The organism is Beijerinckiaceae bacterium, assembly GCA_004564215.1.
Taxonomy (GTDB): domain Bacteria; phylum Pseudomonadota; class Alphaproteobacteria; order Rhizobiales; family Beijerinckiaceae; genus Methylocapsa.
Window position 1 is genome coordinate 2484090 of the sequence record CP024846.1, and the last position, 17564, is coordinate 2501653.

The following is a 17564-nucleotide window of genomic DNA, read 5'->3' on the forward strand; positions in this document are numbered from 1 at the left end:
AGATGTTCGCGCACTCGACGCGAAGGTTCGCGCTCTACTCACCGAGGTAGCGGATAAAATCTGACGCTTGGAACTTGCTTTTATGCGCGACATCTGGCCGACATGGTAGGCAGGTCAACGCCCGCCGATGTTAGAGATATTCTGCTGCCGTAGCGGCTATGAATTTCGCAGCGATGTCTACAACAACAGCCCCTACTACGCCCAATGCGCCTTTAATAAGGTGAAACCGATTTTCCCTTGTACTCTTCGTAATTTCGATTTCATCTCCCCGATTGAATTTTATGTACGAGAGTTCGGTCCATTTATCGACTGCCCGTTCAGCGTAACTCGCAGACCATCCAGCCAATGTGTATGCCACGTATACCCCAAGCCCAGAAAATAAAAAAAATCGGCTAAATTGAAGGAAATTGCTTCCGCTTCCGCCTATAAAATGCGGAAGGATATCAATGACAAGAATGACTACGATAATGGCAGTAGCAAATTGGCTGAGTTTAGGTATCCAATGGCTATAAGCTTGTAGCCATTTCATAAATTTATTTTCGGGAGAGCGAGGTATTGTATGTAGCCATTCATCTATCGCTGCCATAAATGCCCTGGCGACTGAATAATCAACATATGTGATCTCCACCGACGCGGTATGCTGCGACATCATCTGAATGAAGCGCGGCAGGGCTATGATGGAGCTTTCCCGCATTCGCCGTTCTACTGCAAGGCGCGAGATCAAGCGAACAGAAATGCTATAGGTTTGCGGTTTGGAGACGTTTGGTAAAATCACGAGAAGTTCGTATTTTAGGAGCACGCTTTCTACTGGCTCGGCACCGCCAGAAATTTGAAACTTCAATCGCTCAAAAGAGTTAAATCGATCCTTGGTATTTCTGAGATAGTAAATGGTGAAACAGACCGTTGATGATACTACTTGATACTGTTCCCATGTTTGCATAAGGCGATGATGTAATTGATCAATATCGTCGATGCTAAGGTGTATTGGATCATCGTAATACTTACTTGTGGTTTCTGATTTACCAGTAAGTTCAGTATAGATCTGTTGTAGTTGTTGCATTGTTATCGTTGTGCCGGCGACCACAACACTACTATGCGAGGGGCCGGTGTCCGAGCCTGCGGAATGGTTTGAAGTAGGCATATCGAAACCTAATGTAAATTAATGAATTTAACGTGCGCCGGAGCTTCTATATTTAGTAGTATGCGCCTTTCAGCGCGTCGCTGTCAAAATCTCGTAAGCATCAATCTGGAACGGGGCGATGGTTGACGTTCTTAAATAAATGGGGCGCAGCGCTCCTGGCGCTCCTTCCACCGCCCGTCTTTTCCAGGCCCGTCAGCAAGGATAGGCCCCCGTCGTCTTGCCCGGGGGCCTCTGCGCGGTCCCTGGACCCACGCGCCTTTCATTTTTATCAAAGGGAGATTGCCGACGCCATCGGCGCCCCTGAAATCGAGCGCTAACGTTGCAAAAAAGCCACGCGCATTGGCTTCAGCGCTTTGCTTGCGGCGCGCGCCCTCAGCCCCCCGCGCTTTTCTTCTCGCTGTCCAAATGAGCGAGCTGGGCTGCGTCATAGCGTTCGCCCGCGGCCGAGTCCGCGGGGATCGCTTCGGCGAGCGCGGCAAGATCGGCTGATGACAGGCGGAGATCCAGCGCGCCCAAAGCCTCGGTGAGCCGGTCCCGCCGCCGCGCTCCGACAAGAGGGACGATATCGGGCCCCTGCGCGAGAACCCAGGCGATGGCGACTTGAGCGACAGTTCCACCCAAATCGCTGGCGATGGATCGCAGCCGCTCCACCAGGGCGAGGTTCTTCTCAAGATTTTCCCCGCGGAAACGCGGACTGATGCTGCGGAAGTCAGCCTCTCCGCTCCGGTTGTGCGACCAGTGTCCGCTGATCAGGCCGCGCGACAGCACGCCATAGGCCGTGATGCCAATCCCGAGCTCGCGGCAGACCGGAAGGATCTCGTTTTCGATCCCCCGCGAGATCAGCGAATATTCGATCTGCAGGTCGCTGACGGGATGCACCGCATGGGCGCGGCGGATCGTATCGGCGCCCACTTCGGAGAGGCCGATATGGCCGACGTAGCCGGCCTTGATCAGATCGGCAATGGCGCCGACCGTGTCCTCGATCGGCACCGCCGGATCGAGGCGGGAGGGGCGGTAGATATCGATGCGATCGGTCCCGAGGCGCCGCAGCGAATAGGCGGCAAAATTTTTCACGGCCAGCGGCCGGGCATCCACCCCGGTCCAGCGTCCGGCGGGGTCGCGTAAGGAGCCGAACTTAACGCTGATCCGCACATTGTCGCGATTGCGGCCGCTCAGCGCTTCTCTAATGAGCATTTCATTATGGCCCATGCCGTAGAAGTCGCCCGTATCGAGCAGCGTAATCCCGGCTTCCAGGGCGGCATGAAGGGTGGCGACGCTTTCGGTGCGGTCAGCGGGGCCGTAAAGATCGGACATGCCCATGCAGCCAAGTCCGATGGCGGAGACCGTCGGTCCGGTCTTCCCGAGCTTGCGTTCCAACATGATTGTCTCTCCATGATTCTTGCGAATCTTGCAGGCTACTCTTGCAGACTACGCTTTGGGGCTCATCTCTTTTCTCGGCACACCAATTTGACGATCTCATCTGGAGTGGTGTCCGACCTGACGGCAGCAGACTTCATGTTCAATTAGGGCATGCTTATGCTGCCCGTGAGATAGGACGATCAAGAATATAGGCGGGTGTTTAGCGGCGCGCCCGCGTATTCCAGGATAGGGCGGACGAAAATGCGATCCGGAAACATCTTTGCCAATGTCCCCGAAAAGCTCGACGATGAACAACTCCTCACTTTGTTTTCCTCGCCGCACGTGAAGATCGAACGGATCGTGTCGACAGGACACTCGAGTCCGACGGGGTTTTGGTTCGATCAAGACTGGACGGAATGGGTGATCGTCTTGTCTGGATCGGCCGGCCTCCGTATCGAAGGCGAGGGCGCAACGAGAACGCTCCGGCCCGGAGACTATGTCGAGCTTCCGGCCCATACCAAACATCGCGTCGATTGGACGGACAAAGGTCGGCCGACCATTTGGCTGGCGGTGCATCTCGTCAGCTCTTGATCTCAACACCTCACCCTGTAGCAAAGCGATCTCGTCGAGACGTTACTGCAATCAGATAGGTCATCAAGGTCACCGCATGAAACCTGGCGGTGTCGGCGCTTGGAACGAGCCACAGCTATTGAGCACCGCATCATTGTTAAACATGCCGGACATAGCCGCGACCATGCCAGTCGCAACTGGCACCGAGTGCATTGCGCGCGGGTCTCAGTCTGCTCGCCGTCGTTGCTGCGTGGTGAGACACGATATTGGTAGCTGAGTCGCTACACATGTGATCACTATTCCGTGAAAAGCGGGCCAGCGTGCAAACGCCGAAAGCGACATAACCATTTTTGATTCATTGATTAAATCAAACGATTTCCCGGGTGCTCCTTCCGCGCGTAATTTCCGCAAACACCGCTGGCGGAAAGGGCACGAGAAACTCTCAAGCTCAACCAACGAGCGGCAACTTTCCAGAGAGGCTAATGACATGAGCTTGGTAACTGGAACAACACGCGCCGGTGAGGCTGCCGCCGTCACCGAAACGCCGGTATTCGACGGAAAGCCGGTCTTGATCGGCACTGCCGTAATCTGCGTTTTCTATCTCTGCGTGCGTATCTATGAGCAGTATTTCGGCTGGTACGCGGGACTCGACTCGTTCGCTCCCGAGTTCACAACCTACTGGATGACCATCCTCTATATCGAGGAACCGGTCGAATTGATCTCCTTCCTCGCGCTGATCGGCTGGATGTGGAAGACCCGCGACAAAGACATCGCGAGCGTCCAACCGCGCGAAGAACTGCGGAGAACATTCTATCTACTGAGTTGGCTCGTCGTCTACGGTGTCGCGATCTACTGGGGCGCCAGCTTCTTCACGGAGCAGGACGGCACCTGGCATATGACGGTTATCCGCGATACCGACTTCACGCCTAGCCATATCATCGAGTTCTATATGAGCTACCCGATGTATATCGTCATGGGCGTGGGCGGCTTCATGTATGCACGGACGCGGCTTCCGATCTTCGCCCTCAAGGGGTGGTCGATTGCCTATGTTCTCCTGTTCGTCGGCCCGTTCATGATCTTCCCGAACGTTGGTCTCAATGAATGGGGTCACACCTTCTGGTTCATGGAGGAACTGTTCGTTGCTCCGCTGCACTGGATGTTCGTCTTCTTCGGCTGGTTCACCCTCGCCGTCTTCGGCGTGTCGCTGCAGATCTTCGGCCGGATCCAAGAGCTTTGCTCTGGCTATGAAGATGTGCTCGGTCTCGAACCGGCTGAATAAATAAGCGCTGGCGGGACAGTTCCAGGACCGTTTCCGCCGACGTCTCGGCCCATGGAACGGCAGTTCCGGAAGGCGTATTCTCTTAGCTGTTGGGATTAGGACCAAACCAGATATGCTCAAGTAATCCGGCGCCGGTTTTCCGGAAATCATGTTCGGCGGAGCAACGTTGAGACAGGAGCGTCTCCCTGTGACTAACTGAAACGGAATTTCCCCCGCCGCATGAACAGCGGCGGGGAAAATTATTTGGGAGGTTGACACAATGACGATACGAGGAATGGCCGCATGGCTTCTTGCCATGGTTCTGCTTACCTCGGCCGCGCATGCACATGGGGGGGTGAGCATGCAGTATAAGAGATGCATTTTGCGGATTGGCCCGGATCTTATGTTCTACACCGGCTACCAGCCGCAAAATTCCCGGGAAGAGTTTTGTGACGATATTCCAAGTACAGGGCACACAGTTGTCGCGCTCGACATGCAGGACACGGAACTCCGGGATATGACCACGGAAATCCGGATCATCAAGGATTTGGGAACCCATACGCGGATGAACGGCCTGCCGGTCCTGACCGATGCGGAATTGGCGAGTCCCGAAATTTTGGATCCTGTTACCATCGCCTATGTAGCGCCGAAGAAATATCCTACCGGCACGCTCACTTTTGAACACACCTTTCCCGAATATGGGGAGTTCATAGGTATCGTGACGGTGAAGAACAGTCACGGCCAGACCTATGTGTCTCAGTTCCCGTTTTCGGTGGGGCAAAGCGTGCGCAAAAGCCTGCTTTTCTATGGCCTGATGGTTTTAGCGGCCGTCGGTGGCGTTTTTGGCTTTTGGTATTACAGCCGCGGTCATAAGGCCGCCCCGACAAAAAAGGCAGTGTAACCGTCGGTGGGGGTATTCATTTTTGCAGGTGCCCATGACCGGCGTCGTGCGTCAAAGTCCCGGCCCTGAGCCGGGTAGATTGGACCGCAAACGCGGGCGTGAGTGCGGCCGTGAAGACTTCGGCATCGAGCTGACCCTGATCGATTGAACGCGGTCGCCTCTCACTTTTAAGTGATAGGGCTGCGTGCTCGTTGAGGCGTGTGCATAACCGGAAGATATAAGAGCCACTGAACGCTTTGCACGGCAAATTTGATGTTCTGGCTGCCGCAAGGGAATATAATTGTTTTGGAAGGACGCGGTACAACACGTGCTTTCTCTATTGCCTTCACCCCCTCTGACGTTGGCGTATGGTCAAACGGAGACAGAGCTATGATGCTCGTTTCCATTGGGCCGGCCAATAAACACTGAGTATGGAACTCTATCAGATCATGCATTTCATCGCGGTCGTCGAGACCGGCAGCTTCACGAAGGGCGCGGACCGCGCGGCCGTTTCGCAGCCGGCTATCTCGGCCAGTATCGCGAGACTTGAAGCGGAATTCGATGTCCAACTGTTGGACCGGCGGCGCTCCCCGATAGCTCCAACCATTGCGGGAGAGCGTTTGTTCGAAGCGGGCAAAGCTATTCTGCACGTATGCAATGCGGTGAAAGGCGATCTCGCGGCGATCGCCAGACCCAAGCTCCTGAGAATAGGCATCCTCCAATCCCTCTCCAGCCGTCAGGTCTCCAGGCTGCTCGGTTCTTTCAAGCGCACCTATCCGCAGGTGGCGATCGAAATGTTCGACGGCGTTTGTGACCAGCTGATCGGAATGCTGGCGGATCGACAGGTCGATACAATCCTGACCATCTTTGACGAATATGCCGCGAAGTTCCCTAGCCGCGTTCTCTTCGAGGAACCCTATTCTTTGGCCGTTCCGGAAGGTCATCGTTACGCCCTGCGAAAGAGCGTGAAACTTGCCGATTTGAACGACGAACCTCTCATCGTGCGGACCCGCTGCGATAGATACCAGGAGGTGACCGATCTCCTTGTCGCTCGTGGCGTGAAGCTCCGAGTTGTGTATCAAACGGATCAAGACGATAGGGCGCTGGCTCTCGTCGCCGCCGGAGTAGGCATAGCACTTGTTCCCGCCCATTTCGAGGTGCCAAGCGTCAAGCAGGTGCCGGTGTCGGACTTGGGCCTTTCTAGAGCGATCGGACTTCTTTGGTCGCGTGAACGAGAAAACGATTTGAAGGAATTCATTAAGTTCGCCGAATGCCATTGCTGGACCCAATAGGATCGGTCATTCAACGTTTAGCCGGTTGTCCGGGTGGGATCATGCTCTAGGCGGCAAGGTCGGCGACAACCGAGTCAAGAACCGGAAAGCCTTCGGCGCTGACCCGGATGCGGCCTTGCGGCGTATACTCGACCATGCCGTCGGCAAGGAGCGAAGCGACGCGGCGAGGGTCGAGGCGGCGGCCTGACATCGTCTGAAATTCGAGCGGCGCGATTCCTTCCGAGAGGCGCAAGCCCATGAGCAGAAATTCATCGCCCTGAGCCTCGGCGGACAAATATTCATCCTCCACCAAGGCATGGCCGTCGTCCTCGACCAAACTCATCCAGCTTTCAGGATGACGTTCGGTCGCTTGGGCGCGGCGGCCGTTTGCCGACAGGATCCGACCATGCGCGCCGGGCCCGACCCCGACATATTCGCCGTACCGCCAATAGATGAGATTATGCCGGCTCTCCGCGCCGGGGCGGGCATGATTGGAGATTTCATAAGCGGGAAGTCCGGCCTTCGCCGTGACCTCCTGCGTCACGTCCCATAAGGCGCGGCCGCAATCATTGTCGGGGGGAACGAGTTTGCCGGCATCGCGCAAGCGCTCGAACATTGTCCCTTCCTCGATCGTCAGTTGATAGAGCGAGAGATGGTCCCTCGAACGCAAGACCGCCGCTTGCAGTTCATCGCGCCACGCGGCCGGAGTTTGGCCCGGCCGAGCATAGATCAGATCGAAGGAATAGCGTTCAAAGATGGAGGCGGCGAGATCCACCGCGCTCATCGCTTCAGCCACGGAATGGGTTCGACCCAGGGCTTTAAGGTCGGAATCGTTCAACGCCTGCACGCCCAGAGAAACACGGTTCACGCCGGCGGCGCGGAAACCCCGAAATCGTTCGGCCTCAACACTGGTCGGATTGGCTTCGAGCGTGATTTCGGCATCCGGCGCGAGGGTCCAATGGCCGGCAATCGCATCGAGAATTGCGGCGACGGTTCCGGCCTTCATCAGAGAGGGTGTGCCGCCGCCGAAGAAAATCGAAGCCACGGAACGCCCCTGCGTTAATGCTGCACGGTGAGTGAGCTCCGCCTTGTAAGCTTCGATGAAGCGGTCCTCGTCGATTGGTTTCGCGCGCACATGGCTGTTGAAATCGCAATAGGGACATTTGCTGAGGCAGAATGGCCAATGCACATAGATCCCGAAACCGGGATCGGCGGCAATCTTGGCTTGCGCGGGCATCTTCATCTTGGGTCATGCCCTCTTTGAACGATCACTTTGGTCCTGCGCATCCTATGGATCCACGTCTGGTCAAAGTCGCGCCACATTCAGGGGCAAACTCGCCAGCTGCGCGACCGTTTGCGGTTTGGACGTCAAATCCGCCGCCTGAAATCCAGATTCGGCGCGATTTCTTAAGAATGGGTTCACCACGTTTGCTTAGCTTGGATTTGCACAGCTTGGAAAGGCATCGAATTGGTGCGGGCGTATATGAGTACAGGTGATCATTGAGTTATCTTGAACCGCCGCCAATGCCGGCCCCTGTCATCGTCATGAAGGATGTCGGCGGTTTTGTCACGGATTACCAGAACCGCACTGCACTCTATCGCGCGTCCGACCGGGAGGTCAGATTGCATGAGTGCCGCTCAGCTTGCACCCTGGCGCTCAGCCTGCCCAATGTTTGCGTCTATCCAAATAGCACGCTCAAATTTCATCTGGCCTACGATCCCCGCAATCATGAGCCCAATGCCGAGGTTTCCCGGCAGCTGTTCGAGTCCTACCCGCCCGCGGTCCAGGCACGGCTTGGAACCTTGACGCGGAACTATAAGGTCTTGACCGGCAGCGAGTTGATCAAGCTTGGCATTCGGGATTGCAGCGAGCCGCGCACCATGGTCGCATCGGCGCCCGCGCGGAAATCTCCCGAACCGGCGATGGTTGCCTCGCGCGAGTCGGCTCCGCAGTCGCCGGTGTTCGCCGGTCTGATGACCAAGATGCTGTCCGTGTTCGGAGCCGGCGGGGAAGTCGGGAGCACGGTGCGCGAGCGGGCTTTGCCGCCACGCGTAGTGGCGAAAGTTCCCGCAAGCGAACCGACCGAGATTCCGCTGCCTCTGGAAAGGCCGGCCGAGTTCAAGCAAAGCAACGACGCAATCCTGGCGGAAGCTGCGCCACAGCCGAAGGCGGACACGACCGCTCAATCCCCGGTCACGCCAGCGCCGGAAGAGATCGCCGCAGCCGTCGATATTCCGGTGCCGCAGCCCCGGCCTATGAATTTGGCGCTTTCGTTTGCGCATAAGCCCGTCAAATACACTTTGCCGAAGATCATTACCGGGGGTCAGCCGATCCTGCCCCCAGGCTTCAGGGCCTATGCGGAATTCGGCCGCTAGAGCATGTTCCGAAAAAGTTGACCGACTTTTTCGATCAGAACATGCTCCCACTCGTTGAACTTGAGCGATTCCTTTTCGATCAGATGATTCCATCTGATCGGGAAGCGCTCTAGCGCGCGATCTTCTAGGGGCTCCAAGACAAGGCGTCCGCTTTTATCGCGTTGCGGGCTTCCAATTCCGTGGACCATCCTGCAAGGGGGCGGCCTCGGGCCGCTTGGGCGCTCCCGCCCGAAGGAGCCCGGTTCCACCGGGGGCGCGCCGACTCGGCTTGGTTTCGACAATCACCGTCCTTTTAGCCCCTTCGCGGCCGCTGGAGGTCACGATCTGCGCGCTGTTGCGGGAGGGAGCCATTTTCAAAAGTTCGGCACGGACCTGTTCCACCGGCAGATCCATCAGCGATGCGGCGATTTCGGCTTGCTGTTGCAGCTCGTCCGTCAAGCCCTGCGCGGCGATGATCGCCTCCTTGAGGGTCGGCGGATCGTAGCGCACCCGGCGCGAACCGTATTTTGTGTTCCAGACGGCAGCCATGACAGACTTTCCCAGAGCGGCGCCCACGCTATGTTGCATCGCAATAGAGTATTTTGCAAAGCACTAGAAATCAAGCCTGCGCTCGACCAAATAAGCGTGACCCAATAAAGACGTTCGGCGAGGTGTGGATCCGCCTTTCGTTCGGACGGGTCCTCGTATATCGGGCTCGCGCGGGTCGAGGGCTGCGCGCCGGCGTTATGCATCGCTCACGAAATCCTTTCCGAAGATCAGAATCCTCGGCGGCTGCTGTGGAACTGATCATCGGCACGTCGCCGATCTCCCGCGCTCTCGCGGGAGATCGGCGACGTGCAGACAGGCTCTCGTTGCGAGCCTGCCGCTCCGCTACACCGAACCCTATGACGCCAGGGCGCCGCCGAAATCTTCCGGTCAGAGATGCGCCAGATAATCGGCAAGGCGCTCGAGGGTTTGGGTCCAACCCACCTCGAATCCCATCTTTATCGCCGCCTCGCGATCGGCGTGAGTTTCGAGGCGGGTGTCGATCGTCAGCTTGGTCTTTCGCTCTTGCTCGGCGAAGCTGAATGTCACAAGCGCGCGCGGGGGCAGCCCGCCGCCGCAGGGATGGCTGTCGTCCGCCGTGCCTTTGTAGACGATCCGCTCGGGCACGATGATTTCCTGATAGGTGCCCTTGCAGGGATAGATGACGCCGTCGGGTCCGCGCATGTGAAGCAGGAAAGCACCGCCGACCCGGAGGTCGACCTCACAGCTGGGACAGGTGAATCCCTTGGGGCCCCACCACTGCATCAGATGCTTCGGATCGGCGAACATCTTGAAGACAAGCTCACGCGGCGCATCGAAAATCCGCGTGAAGACGATGGCAGGCGCGTCGGACATGGATCCGGCTGTTGTTGCTACCATGACCTCACCCTTTCAAAGCAAACGTCTCACGGCGCGACATAGACCATCCAGGAGAGGCCAAAGCGGTCAGCCACCATGCCGAAGTTTGAGGAAAAGAAGGTCTTGGCCAACGGCATCTGAACCTCCCCGCCATCCGCCAGAGCATCAAACCGCTTCTTGGCTTCGGCGTCGGTAGGCACGGTGAGACTAAGCGAAATGCCTTGAAAGTTCGGCTCCCCTGTGGCCCTTCCATCGGAAGCCAACAACGTCGTGTCGCCGATGCGGAAGCTCATATGCATCACCTTGTCTTCTGCTGTGGGCGCGCACATGGCAGCCTGGGGTTCAGGGTTGTCCTTGAAGCGCATGAGCATCGTGACTTCGGCGCCGAGCGCATTTTGGTAGAATTCGACCGCCTCGTCGCAGCGGCCGTTGAAGTTCAGGTAAGGTTGGATTTGCATTGTTTGTCCTCTTCAACGGTTTGGGGCAAAGCCCCGTTTAGGATGGCTGTTAATTTCGTTTCGCCAAACATTCTTCCAGGCGCTCCAGGCTTTGCGTCCAGCCGGCCTCCATCCCCGCAAGATAGGCGGCCGCATAGGCGACCAGGGCGACAGCGCGCGTTTCCAGAGTGAGTTTTGTCCCGCCACCGTGCTCCGCGAAAGTGACGATGGTAAATCCATCGAGGATCGGCGTCCCGTCGTTGTCCGTCGCAATATTCGTGAATGCCAGGCGCTCGGGTTCTACGATCTCCCGGTACACGCCGCCGCATGGATATTCGAGCCCGTCGGGCGAGCGCATGACGATACGCCAGGCGCCTCCGACCCGCGGGTCCAGCTCACAAACGGGGTTTGTGAAACACTTCGGACCCCACCACTGGGCCATTTGCTTGGGATCGGTCCAAGCCCTGAAGACGAGCTCGCGCGGGGCATCGAATATGTGCGTGATGGTGACGAGAGCTTCAGACGGATTGCTGTCAGTTGTCATGGAATCATCCTTCGTTTGCCCGCGCGCGCTCGTTATCAGTGGGACTGTTCGGCGACGGATTTCAGATTCGCGAGGCCCGTTTCAAACTGGCCGCCGACCATCTTGTCGCAGTTCATGAAGAGCCCCATGGCCTTGGACATGAAATTATTCCGCCCGGCCATGCTCCACGCGATTGCGGTTTGATTGCCTTCGGGTTTGAAGGTGAACTCTGTGGTGTTTGTCGCTTTGAACGGCCGCATGAATTCAAGCTTGATCCGGATGAGGTCGCTCGGACGGCTCTCGGTAATCGTCATGCGTCCTTCGCCGACCTTGCCGTTGCCTGACCAAGCGAAGATGGATCCGGTCCCCGCGGATTTTCCCTCGAAACTATTTTTGGCCGCCGGATCGAGCTTCGCCCATGGGGACCATGCTTCCCATTTGTGGAAATCATTGATCTGATCGAACACGATGGCTGGCGCGGCCGAGACGCGGGCCGTCCGGATGACGCGGAACTCCGCCGGCTGAAGCGAGATGAGGACAAGCAAGCCGATCAGAATCAGCGCCAAAACGATAAGAAAAATTGTAAGCATAACTCTTGTCTCCTCAGGATTGCGAAGGATGGGCATGCCCTTCCTTCGGTTAGGTTTCGCCAAGGTAATCGGCCAGCCGATCGAAGGTGCTCGTCCAGCCGCCTTGATGCCCGTCGCGTTCTTCGATCGACTGGAAAGGTGCGTGATGGAAAGTCATCTGCGTCTTCCCATTCTGGTCGGAGAAAGTCACCGTCACCAGAGTTTCAAGGCCGCGCTCGCCCTCTTCGTCCCAGGCGAAGGTGAAGACGAGGCGCTCGGGCGGCGAGATTTCATGGAACACGCCTCTGTGCCAAAGCTCCTTGCCGGTTTCAATCGAGCGCAGGCAACCGCGCCAAGCGCCCTTGGGACGAACGTCCATCTCCAACTCGATGGCGGGGTGGTCCTTGGGTCCCCACCATTTCTTCGCCTGGCTCGGGTCTGTCCAGGCTTTGAAGACGACTTCCCGCGGTGCCTCGAAGATGCGGGTGATGACGAGTTCGCGTTCGGCAGGCTTGGCGAAGAGTCTCGGCATTTTATCTCTCCATCTTCCGGCGCGTTCCGTTCATTTCTCAGCGAGAATCTTCAGATTATTCAGGCCGTCCTCGAAATCCTTGCCGACCATGCGGTCCATATCGATAAAGAGACCAATCACTTTACCGATCAACGGACTTGGGCCGTGCATGTCCCAGGTGACGTTTGTGGAACCGCCCTGAGGTTTCAATTTGAAGTCAACCATGTTGTGGCCTTCGAGGGGGCGCATGAAATCCAATTTGATTGTGACCTTCGAAGGGACGGAGGTATCGGTGATTTCCATCCGGCCCTTGCCGACGTTGCTGTCGCCGTCCCATTCATAGGCGGCGCCCTTGCCGCTTGCCGCGCCGCTGTATGTTCTTCTCATCGCGGGATCTTTTTGCTCATAGGGGGACCAGGCGACCCAGGCGTGCAAATCATTGATGAGTGCAAAAATCTTCTCCGGCTCGGCTTTGATGCTCGCCGTGCGCTGGACCCGGAAAACATCGGGCTTGGTCGCGGCAACAGCGAGAAGACCGGCGAGCATGGCACTCAACAGAACGACGATAGCGACGATAATCTTGAGCATTGATTCCCCGTGTTTGATGCGGCGGCGGTCGATTGAGACCTCATGCCTTTGCGAGATATTCGGAAAGCTGATCCCAAGTTCCGCTGAAACCTTGCTTCATGCTTTCGAATCCGGCGACAAAGGTCTTGAGTTCTTCCTCTGTCGCGTTGATCGGGCTTCCCTGCAGGGTCAAGGTTGTCCTGTTGTCGTGCTCGGACAAGGTCAGCGTATTGACAACTTCCAAAGGCCAGGTCGGGCTAAAGGGACAGCGGATCAGACGGCCATCCGCATCCGCAAAGGAATTGACGAAGACGATCCGCTCAGGGGCCGCCATTTCACGATAGACAAATTTGCCCCACATCTCATGCTGGTCAGGGGTGCGCATGCTGTAGTGAAAGACGCCGTCCGGGCGCAGATCGAAATTGATGACGCCCATGGCAAAGCCTTTTGGGCCCCACCATTGGCCAAGGCGTTCCGCCTCCGTCCATGCCTTCCAAACCTGCTCGTGGGGAGCATCGAAAATCCGGGTGATCACGAACTTCTCTTTTGCGATGGTCTCGGCCTCGTGGGCTCGCGCATTGATTTCCGTCATGATGAGTCTCCCAGTTATGCCGCTCTTAAGGCGTCGCTTGGCCCATGGTGATCAAATGCTCCGCAAGACGTGCCAGGTGTTGGACCGCGCCTTTGTCGGCGCCATATTTTTCGATCACTCGGTCGCGTTCGGTAGCTGAAGGGAAAACCGCGCGCATGGTGAGCTTGGTCTTGCCGCCCAGATCCTCGAAGGTCACTGTCACGTGAAACCGCACGGGTTCGACGTCTTCATCCCCACCATGGCGGTAGACCAGCCGTTCGGGTTTGACGATCTCGTCATAGGTGATCTGATTTTCGTAATCGACGCCATCAGGACCGTGCATGACGAAGCGCCAAATCCCGCCCGGCTTTACATCGATGGCACGTGTCGTGGTCGTGAAGCCGTTCGGCCCCCACCATTGCGCCAAATGCTGGAGATCAGTCCATGCTTCAAAGACCAGCTCGCGCGGTGCGTCGAACACGCGGGTCGTAATGATGGATTGCGGATCCTGCTCGATGTCGATGCTATTTCTTTCGGCCACGCTTCTTCTCCTTGGCTTGTAATGTCCGCAGGTAATCGTCCAAACGATCGAAACTTTCGTTCCAGAAGCGGCGATATTCCTCGAGCCAATCGTCGACGTCCTTGAGGGCATACGGTTCGATCCGGCAGGGACGCCACTGCGCCTCGCGGCCCCGCGTGATGAGCCCCGCATGCTCCAGCACCTTGAGATGTTTGGAGACCGCCGGCAGGCTCATGTCGAAGGGCTCGGCCAATTCAGTCACCGTGGTTTCGCCCAAGGCGAGCCGCGCCAGGATCGCGCGCCGAGTCGGATCGGCAAGAGCCGCGAACTTGGTGCTGAGGCGATCAGGGGACATTGCGTATTAAACCTTATAGTTAAATAACCTTTCGGTTTAATACTGCGCCGAAGTCTCCGCGTCAAGCGTGCTTTTCGCATCCCGAACTCATCCGGGCGGGGTGACAGGCTGTGAGGATTGTGCGACAGATGGATGTCGATCTTCTTGATTGGACCGGGCGCGATGGAAAACGGTCTTGTCACCAGTCTTCTCGCGGTAGTTCTGGCGCGGGCGACCGAGCGGATTTTGCTCATTCCGGTCGGCGCACTGGCAATCTACCTCGGCTATTGCCTGTTCAGGCTGATTCCCACCGCCGCCGAATCCGAGGGCAAGCTTCAACTTCCTGGTGGGATATCGATTTTTCTGACGCGGATCGGGCCCGGCGTCTTCTTCGCTCTCTTCGGGGCCGGGCTGATCGGTTATTCCGCGACGCGGCCGGTCGAATTTTCGATTCCCGCCGTGATCTCCGCCGTTTCGCCAAGTCTGCCGGGTCCGGAAAAGACTCCACACCAGGCAGCGAGCCAGGTTGGCGGCGTCAGATATTCCGGCGCCATGGAGCTGCCGGAGAGGCCATCGCCGGACTCGCTTAAACCGGAAGAAGTCGTCGCCAAGCTCAACGGCTATACCGAAGATGCCCGCGCTCGGCTCGATAAAGCCGCGGCCGAAGAGCTTGCCGAGGCGATCAAGGCCGCAAAACTTGCCGTCATGATCTCCAACTGGAATTCCGAGTGGGGCGACCGCGTCGCGTTTGAGCATTGGGTAAGGGAGGGCGCGGCGTCCGAGCCGCCGATCGCGGAGGCGCCAGGCGCGGTCATGGTGTTTCGGACGGTCCTGAAATGAGCCGTGTTGGGCTTCGTCTGGTATTGGCCGCTATGGTCCTTTGGATCTGGCCGGCGAGGGGCGAAAACCTCTATGCCGAACTCTACGATCCGCAGGAACTCACGCGGCTGCAAGCCATCTACAGTCGCGGCTGGCTCGACAATTTCAATCATGTTTTTCTGCCCGCCATGACGCCCGAAGAGCGCGCCGGTGTCGAGGCGGCTGGGTTGCGCATGGAGCTTTCGCTGCCGGAGTGGGAACCCTTTGGCTTCTATTCTGACGGAAGGTCGGTAACGGTGTCCGTCGCGTCGCTCAAATTTCTGGACGATCTTTCCGTTGCGACGGCGTGGCTCGACCTGAATAATTACACGCTGCAAACCGTTTCCGACTATCTATTGATGCTGCGGACGCGTCATTTGCGGGGCGACCTATCGCCTCCGCCAAAGCCGCTTGCGGCGCTCTGCATTCCCGATGACGCTCTTTCCAATGCCCGCGTCAATGAGCGGGCCAACCGTATTTTCGATAGCCTCGTCGTGTTCGTGCTTCTGCATGAATATGGACATGTTTTTTATCGCCATCCCGGCAATCGTGCGGTCGCTCCCGAAGACTCGCGAGCTCATGAGGAAGCCGCCGATCGCTTCGCCCTCGACCTCCTCGCCCGCGTCGGCGAGGTTCCGCTCGGCGTCACGGTATTCTTCTCGGTCGCGGCGCAGCTCACTGAGAATCGCGCGGACTTTGCGACCGATGCGGCGTTCGAGCGCGCCTTGGCGCGGCGGACCCATCCGCTCTCGCCGGCGCGCCTGCAAAGCTTTGCCCGGCATTTGACGGCCGCGGCGAAGTCCTACGCCAAGGGCTTTCGTGTCGAGGGTCAACTTGAGGCGATGTCCGTTTCGCTCCAAATATCGCAATTCGCGCTGCTGCTGGCGGATCCGGGGATTCAGCGTCTTTCGGCCAAGATCGGCCAATCGGTGGAAACCGTCGATCTTGCCCCCCGACGTTCGGGACAAAGCCTCGCGCCCCCGTGCAACAGCCGCCCTCCCAACGGCTTGCCGTTCGATGGTTTTTTCCACGGAACGGTCGTGAGCGGGACGATCCCGTTCGATCTCGACGTAGTCTTGACCCAAGACGGCGATCAGGTCAGCGGCGTCTATAGTTTTGGAGCCGGCTTTGCCCGGATCGAAGACGGCAAGGTTACGGGCGACCGGCTCGTTTTTCGATGGCTGCTGGCGCCCGACAACGGCCAGGGCGTCATCGTGATCGAGAACGGGGTCTACAAAGGCACTTGGGGCTCGGGCGGGGCCACGGGCGGGGGAGGGGATTTCTCGCTCGCGCGGTCCGCTTCGCCGTGATTGCGGCGGGCGGACCTGTCGGCATTGCTCCGCCTTTCCACTGTGGCTGCCTCCGAAAGCGAGGCCAGCCGAAGCGGTCGCTTGACACGCATAGCCGCCGCTGCCATATCGCGAGCGCTTCGAACGCTGCTATTGCGTCGACCGGGGCGGAGTAGCTCAGCCGGCTAGAGCAGAGGAATCATAATCCTTGTGTCGGGGGTTCGAGTCCCTCCTCCGCTACCATCGTTAACCCTGTCCAGCCCCCGGACAGATAGGTCACAGAACGTACCATAAGACATGGCTGACACCTCGGGCTGAAGGGCTTGACGATTGCTATTGCGACCAATTCCCAAATTTTCTCCGTCGCCTCTTCTTGAAAGCAATGGACGGGAATCCTTCCGTGGTCGGGTCCTTCCTCGACAGGTTTGCCGCCCCTGGGATATTTGCCCATACGCCGCCGGGATCAAATCCGAAGCCATCGCGGGAGAGTCGATCTAAACACCGGCCCACGACATAAGCGCGTCAGGGAGTGCGGCTGAATGGATCCTCGATCGTCGGCAATTCGGGTTATTGCAAAACTGGTCATGGCGGGCGGAATTGCCTTTGGCGTCGCGCTTTGCACCAACGCGGGGTACGCAGAGACTAGACCGCCGATCAAGCTTGCGGTCTTCGATATCGAACTGGACGACTTCAGCGCTGGTGGGCCCATCGCCGGGGAAAGCGCGGCCGAGACAGAGAGGCTGCATCGCATGACGTTGCTAGCGCGCCAATTGCTCGCGCAATCCGGTCTGTTCGAAATTGTCGATGTGAGTCCGGCGACAAATGAGTTGGTCAAAACGCATTGGCTGCGAAAGTGCAACGGATGCGACGCGGCCATCGCGCGCGATCTTGGCGCCGAAATGTCTTTTGTCGCCTATTTTCGGAAGATCAGCGTCATGGAGCAGTTTCTCGAGTTTCAAATTCGAGACACGAAGACGGGTCAACTGGTCAATCTCTCGCATACCGATCTCCGTGGTGAAACCGATGAGTCCTGGCGCCGTGCGATCACATGGCTGATCAGATACCGGCTGGTGGAGCCCGAACTGGCGCGTCGGGCTTCTTTCAAGTGATGGAAGGGGGCGCTTAGGCGGGCCGCTCCGCACCCCAA

Annotated in this window: 20 protein-coding genes, 1 tRNA gene and 2 pseudogenes; 10 read left to right on the plus strand and 13 right to left on the minus strand. The window is 57.8% G+C overall.

Annotation, left to right across the window (positions count from 1 at the left end; all coding sequences use genetic code 11):
- Window positions 1-130: 130 nt before the first annotated feature.
- Together CU048_11740 and CU048_11745 are read right to left on the minus strand one after the other, a co-directional pair.
- Window positions 131-1060, minus strand: coding sequence for a hypothetical protein (locus CU048_11740; protein QBR71829.1), 930 nt, complete (start codon window positions 1058-1060; stop codon window positions 131-133).
- A gap of 453 nt (window positions 1061-1513) precedes the next feature.
- Window positions 1514-2521, minus strand: a complete 1008-nt coding sequence (locus tag CU048_11745) for an aldo/keto reductase (GenBank protein QBR71830.1) — start codon at window positions 2519-2521, stop codon at window positions 1514-1516.
- Window positions 2522-2761: 240 nt separating this feature from the next.
- Here CU048_11745 and CU048_11750 point away from each other — a divergent pair, with 240 nt between their 5' ends.
- From CU048_11750 to CU048_11765, 4 genes are all read left to right on the plus strand, one after another.
- Complete coding sequence (locus CU048_11750) at window positions 2762-3091, plus strand: cupin (GenBank protein QBR71831.1); 330 nt, start codon at window positions 2762-2764, stop codon at window positions 3089-3091.
- A gap of 466 nt (window positions 3092-3557) precedes the next feature.
- Complete coding sequence (locus CU048_11755) at window positions 3558-4349, plus strand: methane monooxygenase/ammonia monooxygenase subunit C (protein ID QBR71832.1); 792 nt, start codon at window positions 3558-3560, stop codon at window positions 4347-4349.
- 259 nt (window positions 4350-4608) lie between these two features.
- Window positions 4609-5229: a hypothetical protein gene (locus CU048_11760; protein ID QBR71833.1), complete on the plus strand. Its 621-nt coding sequence runs from the start codon at window positions 4609-4611 to the stop codon at window positions 5227-5229.
- 410 nt (window positions 5230-5639) lie between these two features.
- On the plus strand, window positions 5640-6500 hold the full coding sequence (locus tag CU048_11765; protein ID QBR71834.1) for a LysR family transcriptional regulator: 861 nt from the start codon (window positions 5640-5642) through the stop codon (window positions 6498-6500).
- Window positions 6501-6546: 46 nt separating this feature from the next.
- Here CU048_11765 and CU048_11770 read toward each other — a convergent pair whose 3' ends face one another.
- Complete coding sequence (locus CU048_11770; GenBank protein ID QBR72890.1) at window positions 6547-7716, minus strand: coproporphyrinogen III oxidase; 1170 nt, start codon at window positions 7714-7716, stop codon at window positions 6547-6549.
- Window positions 7717-7979: 263 nt separating this feature from the next.
- Between CU048_11770 and CU048_11775 the strand changes: the two are divergent.
- Window positions 7980-8738, plus strand: a pseudogene (locus tag CU048_11775) (hypothetical protein).
- Window positions 8739-9110: 372 nt separating this feature from the next.
- On the opposite strand, the pseudogene CU048_11780 reads toward CU048_11775, so the two are convergent.
- Window positions 9111-9383: pseudogene (locus CU048_11780) on the minus strand (hypothetical protein).
- A gap of 124 nt (window positions 9384-9507) precedes the next feature.
- On the opposite strand from CU048_11780, the gene CU048_11785 reads away from it, so the two are divergent.
- On the plus strand, window positions 9508-9789 hold the full coding sequence (locus CU048_11785) for a hypothetical protein (GenBank protein QBR71835.1): 282 nt from the start codon (window positions 9508-9510) through the stop codon (window positions 9787-9789).
- Here the strand turns inward: CU048_11785 and CU048_11790 are convergent.
- The 9 genes from CU048_11790 to CU048_11830 are packed head-to-tail and all read right to left on the minus strand — an operon-like array spanning window position 9771 to window position 14291.
- Window positions 9771-10259 (minus strand): hypothetical protein, encoded by a 489-nt coding sequence (locus tag CU048_11790; protein QBR71836.1) that lies wholly within the window; start codon window positions 10257-10259, stop codon window positions 9771-9773. The genes CU048_11785 and CU048_11790 overlap by 19 nt on opposite strands.
- A gap of 26 nt (window positions 10260-10285) precedes the next feature.
- Complete coding sequence (locus CU048_11795) at window positions 10286-10696, minus strand: VOC family protein (protein ID QBR71837.1); 411 nt, start codon at window positions 10694-10696, stop codon at window positions 10286-10288.
- Window positions 10697-10745: 49 nt separating this feature from the next.
- Complete coding sequence (locus tag CU048_11800) at window positions 10746-11219, minus strand: SRPBCC domain-containing protein (protein ID QBR71838.1); 474 nt, start codon at window positions 11217-11219, stop codon at window positions 10746-10748.
- A gap of 35 nt (window positions 11220-11254) precedes the next feature.
- On the minus strand, window positions 11255-11788 hold the full coding sequence (locus CU048_11805; GenBank protein ID QBR71839.1) for a polyketide cyclase: 534 nt from the start codon (window positions 11786-11788) through the stop codon (window positions 11255-11257).
- 49 nt (window positions 11789-11837) lie between these two features.
- Window positions 11838-12299, minus strand: coding sequence for a polyketide cyclase (locus CU048_11810; GenBank protein ID QBR71840.1), 462 nt, complete (start codon window positions 12297-12299; stop codon window positions 11838-11840).
- 30 nt (window positions 12300-12329) lie between these two features.
- On the minus strand, window positions 12330-12866 hold the full coding sequence (locus CU048_11815; GenBank protein ID QBR71841.1) for a polyketide cyclase: 537 nt from the start codon (window positions 12864-12866) through the stop codon (window positions 12330-12332).
- Between the two features lie 40 nt (window positions 12867-12906).
- Window positions 12907-13437, minus strand: coding sequence for a polyketide cyclase (locus CU048_11820; protein ID QBR71842.1), 531 nt, complete (start codon window positions 13435-13437; stop codon window positions 12907-12909).
- A gap of 25 nt (window positions 13438-13462) precedes the next feature.
- Window positions 13463-13939: an ATPase gene (locus CU048_11825; GenBank protein ID QBR72891.1), complete on the minus strand. Its 477-nt coding sequence runs from the start codon at window positions 13937-13939 to the stop codon at window positions 13463-13465.
- Window position 13940: 1 nt separating this feature from the next.
- Window positions 13941-14291 (minus strand): transcriptional regulator, encoded by a 351-nt coding sequence (locus CU048_11830; GenBank protein ID QBR71843.1) that lies wholly within the window; start codon window positions 14289-14291, stop codon window positions 13941-13943.
- A gap of 132 nt (window positions 14292-14423) precedes the next feature.
- On the opposite strand from CU048_11830, the gene CU048_11835 reads away from it, so the two are divergent.
- The 4 genes from CU048_11835 to CU048_11850 all read left to right on the plus strand — a co-directional run bounded on the left by CU048_11835 (window position 14424) and on the right by CU048_11850 (window position 17526).
- Window positions 14424-15110, plus strand: coding sequence for a hypothetical protein (locus tag CU048_11835; protein QBR71844.1), 687 nt, complete (start codon window positions 14424-14426; stop codon window positions 15108-15110).
- Between the two features lie 32 nt (window positions 15111-15142).
- Window positions 15143-16438 (plus strand): hypothetical protein, encoded by a 1296-nt coding sequence (locus CU048_11840; protein ID QBR71845.1) that lies wholly within the window; start codon window positions 15143-15145, stop codon window positions 16436-16438.
- A gap of 145 nt (window positions 16439-16583) precedes the next feature.
- Window positions 16584-16660: transfer RNA gene (locus CU048_11845), tRNA-Met, on the plus strand.
- 341 nt (window positions 16661-17001) lie between these two features.
- Window positions 17002-17526, plus strand: a complete 525-nt coding sequence (locus CU048_11850; protein QBR71846.1) for a hypothetical protein — start codon at window positions 17002-17004, stop codon at window positions 17524-17526.
- Window positions 17527-17564: the final 38 nt, after the last annotated feature.

What these genes read in the sequence shown, in the direction of transcription:
- CU048_11850 (QBR71846.1), top strand. Translation starts at nt 17,002, where the DNA reads ATGGCGGGCGGAATTGCCTTTGGCGTCGCGCTTTGCACCAACGCGGGG.
- CU048_11815 (QBR71841.1), bottom strand. Translation starts at nt 12,866, where the DNA reads ATGCTCAAGATTATCGTCGCTATCGTCGTTCTGTTGAGTGCCATGCTC.
- CU048_11840 (QBR71845.1), top strand. Translation starts at nt 15,143, where the DNA reads ATGGTCCTTTGGATCTGGCCGGCGAGGGGCGAAAACCTCTATGCCGAA.
- CU048_11770 (QBR72890.1), bottom strand. Translation starts at nt 7,716, where the DNA reads ATGCCCGCGCAAGCCAAGATTGCCGCCGATCCCGGTTTCGGGATCTAT.
- CU048_11820 (QBR71842.1), bottom strand. Translation starts at nt 13,437, where the DNA reads ATGACGGAAATCAATGCGCGAGCCCACGAGGCCGAGACCATCGCAAAA.
- CU048_11790 (QBR71836.1), bottom strand. Translation starts at nt 10,259, where the DNA reads ATGGTAGCAACAACAGCCGGATCCATGTCCGACGCGCCTGCCATCGTC.
- CU048_11740 (QBR71829.1), bottom strand. Translation starts at nt 1,060, where the DNA reads ATGCAACAACTACAACAGATCTATACTGAACTTACTGGTAAATCAGAA.
- CU048_11795 (QBR71837.1), bottom strand. Translation starts at nt 10,696, where the DNA reads ATGCAAATCCAACCTTACCTGAACTTCAACGGCCGCTGCGACGAGGCG.
- CU048_11760 (QBR71833.1), top strand. Translation starts at nt 4,609, where the DNA reads ATGACGATACGAGGAATGGCCGCATGGCTTCTTGCCATGGTTCTGCTT.
- CU048_11750 (QBR71831.1), top strand. Translation starts at nt 2,762, where the DNA reads ATGCGATCCGGAAACATCTTTGCCAATGTCCCCGAAAAGCTCGACGAT.
- CU048_11765 (QBR71834.1), top strand. Translation starts at nt 5,640, where the DNA reads ATGGAACTCTATCAGATCATGCATTTCATCGCGGTCGTCGAGACCGGC.
- CU048_11745 (QBR71830.1), bottom strand. Translation starts at nt 2,521, where the DNA reads ATGTTGGAACGCAAGCTCGGGAAGACCGGACCGACGGTCTCCGCCATC.
- CU048_11835 (QBR71844.1), top strand. Translation starts at nt 14,424, where the DNA reads ATGTCGATCTTCTTGATTGGACCGGGCGCGATGGAAAACGGTCTTGTC.
- CU048_11805 (QBR71839.1), bottom strand. Translation starts at nt 11,788, where the DNA reads ATGCTTACAATTTTTCTTATCGTTTTGGCGCTGATTCTGATCGGCTTG.
- CU048_11755 (QBR71832.1), top strand. Translation starts at nt 3,558, where the DNA reads ATGAGCTTGGTAACTGGAACAACACGCGCCGGTGAGGCTGCCGCCGTC.
- CU048_11830 (QBR71843.1), bottom strand. Translation starts at nt 14,291, where the DNA reads ATGTCCCCTGATCGCCTCAGCACCAAGTTCGCGGCTCTTGCCGATCCG.
- CU048_11810 (QBR71840.1), bottom strand. Translation starts at nt 12,299, where the DNA reads ATGCCGAGACTCTTCGCCAAGCCTGCCGAACGCGAACTCGTCATCACC.
- CU048_11800 (QBR71838.1), bottom strand. Translation starts at nt 11,219, where the DNA reads ATGACAACTGACAGCAATCCGTCTGAAGCTCTCGTCACCATCACGCAC.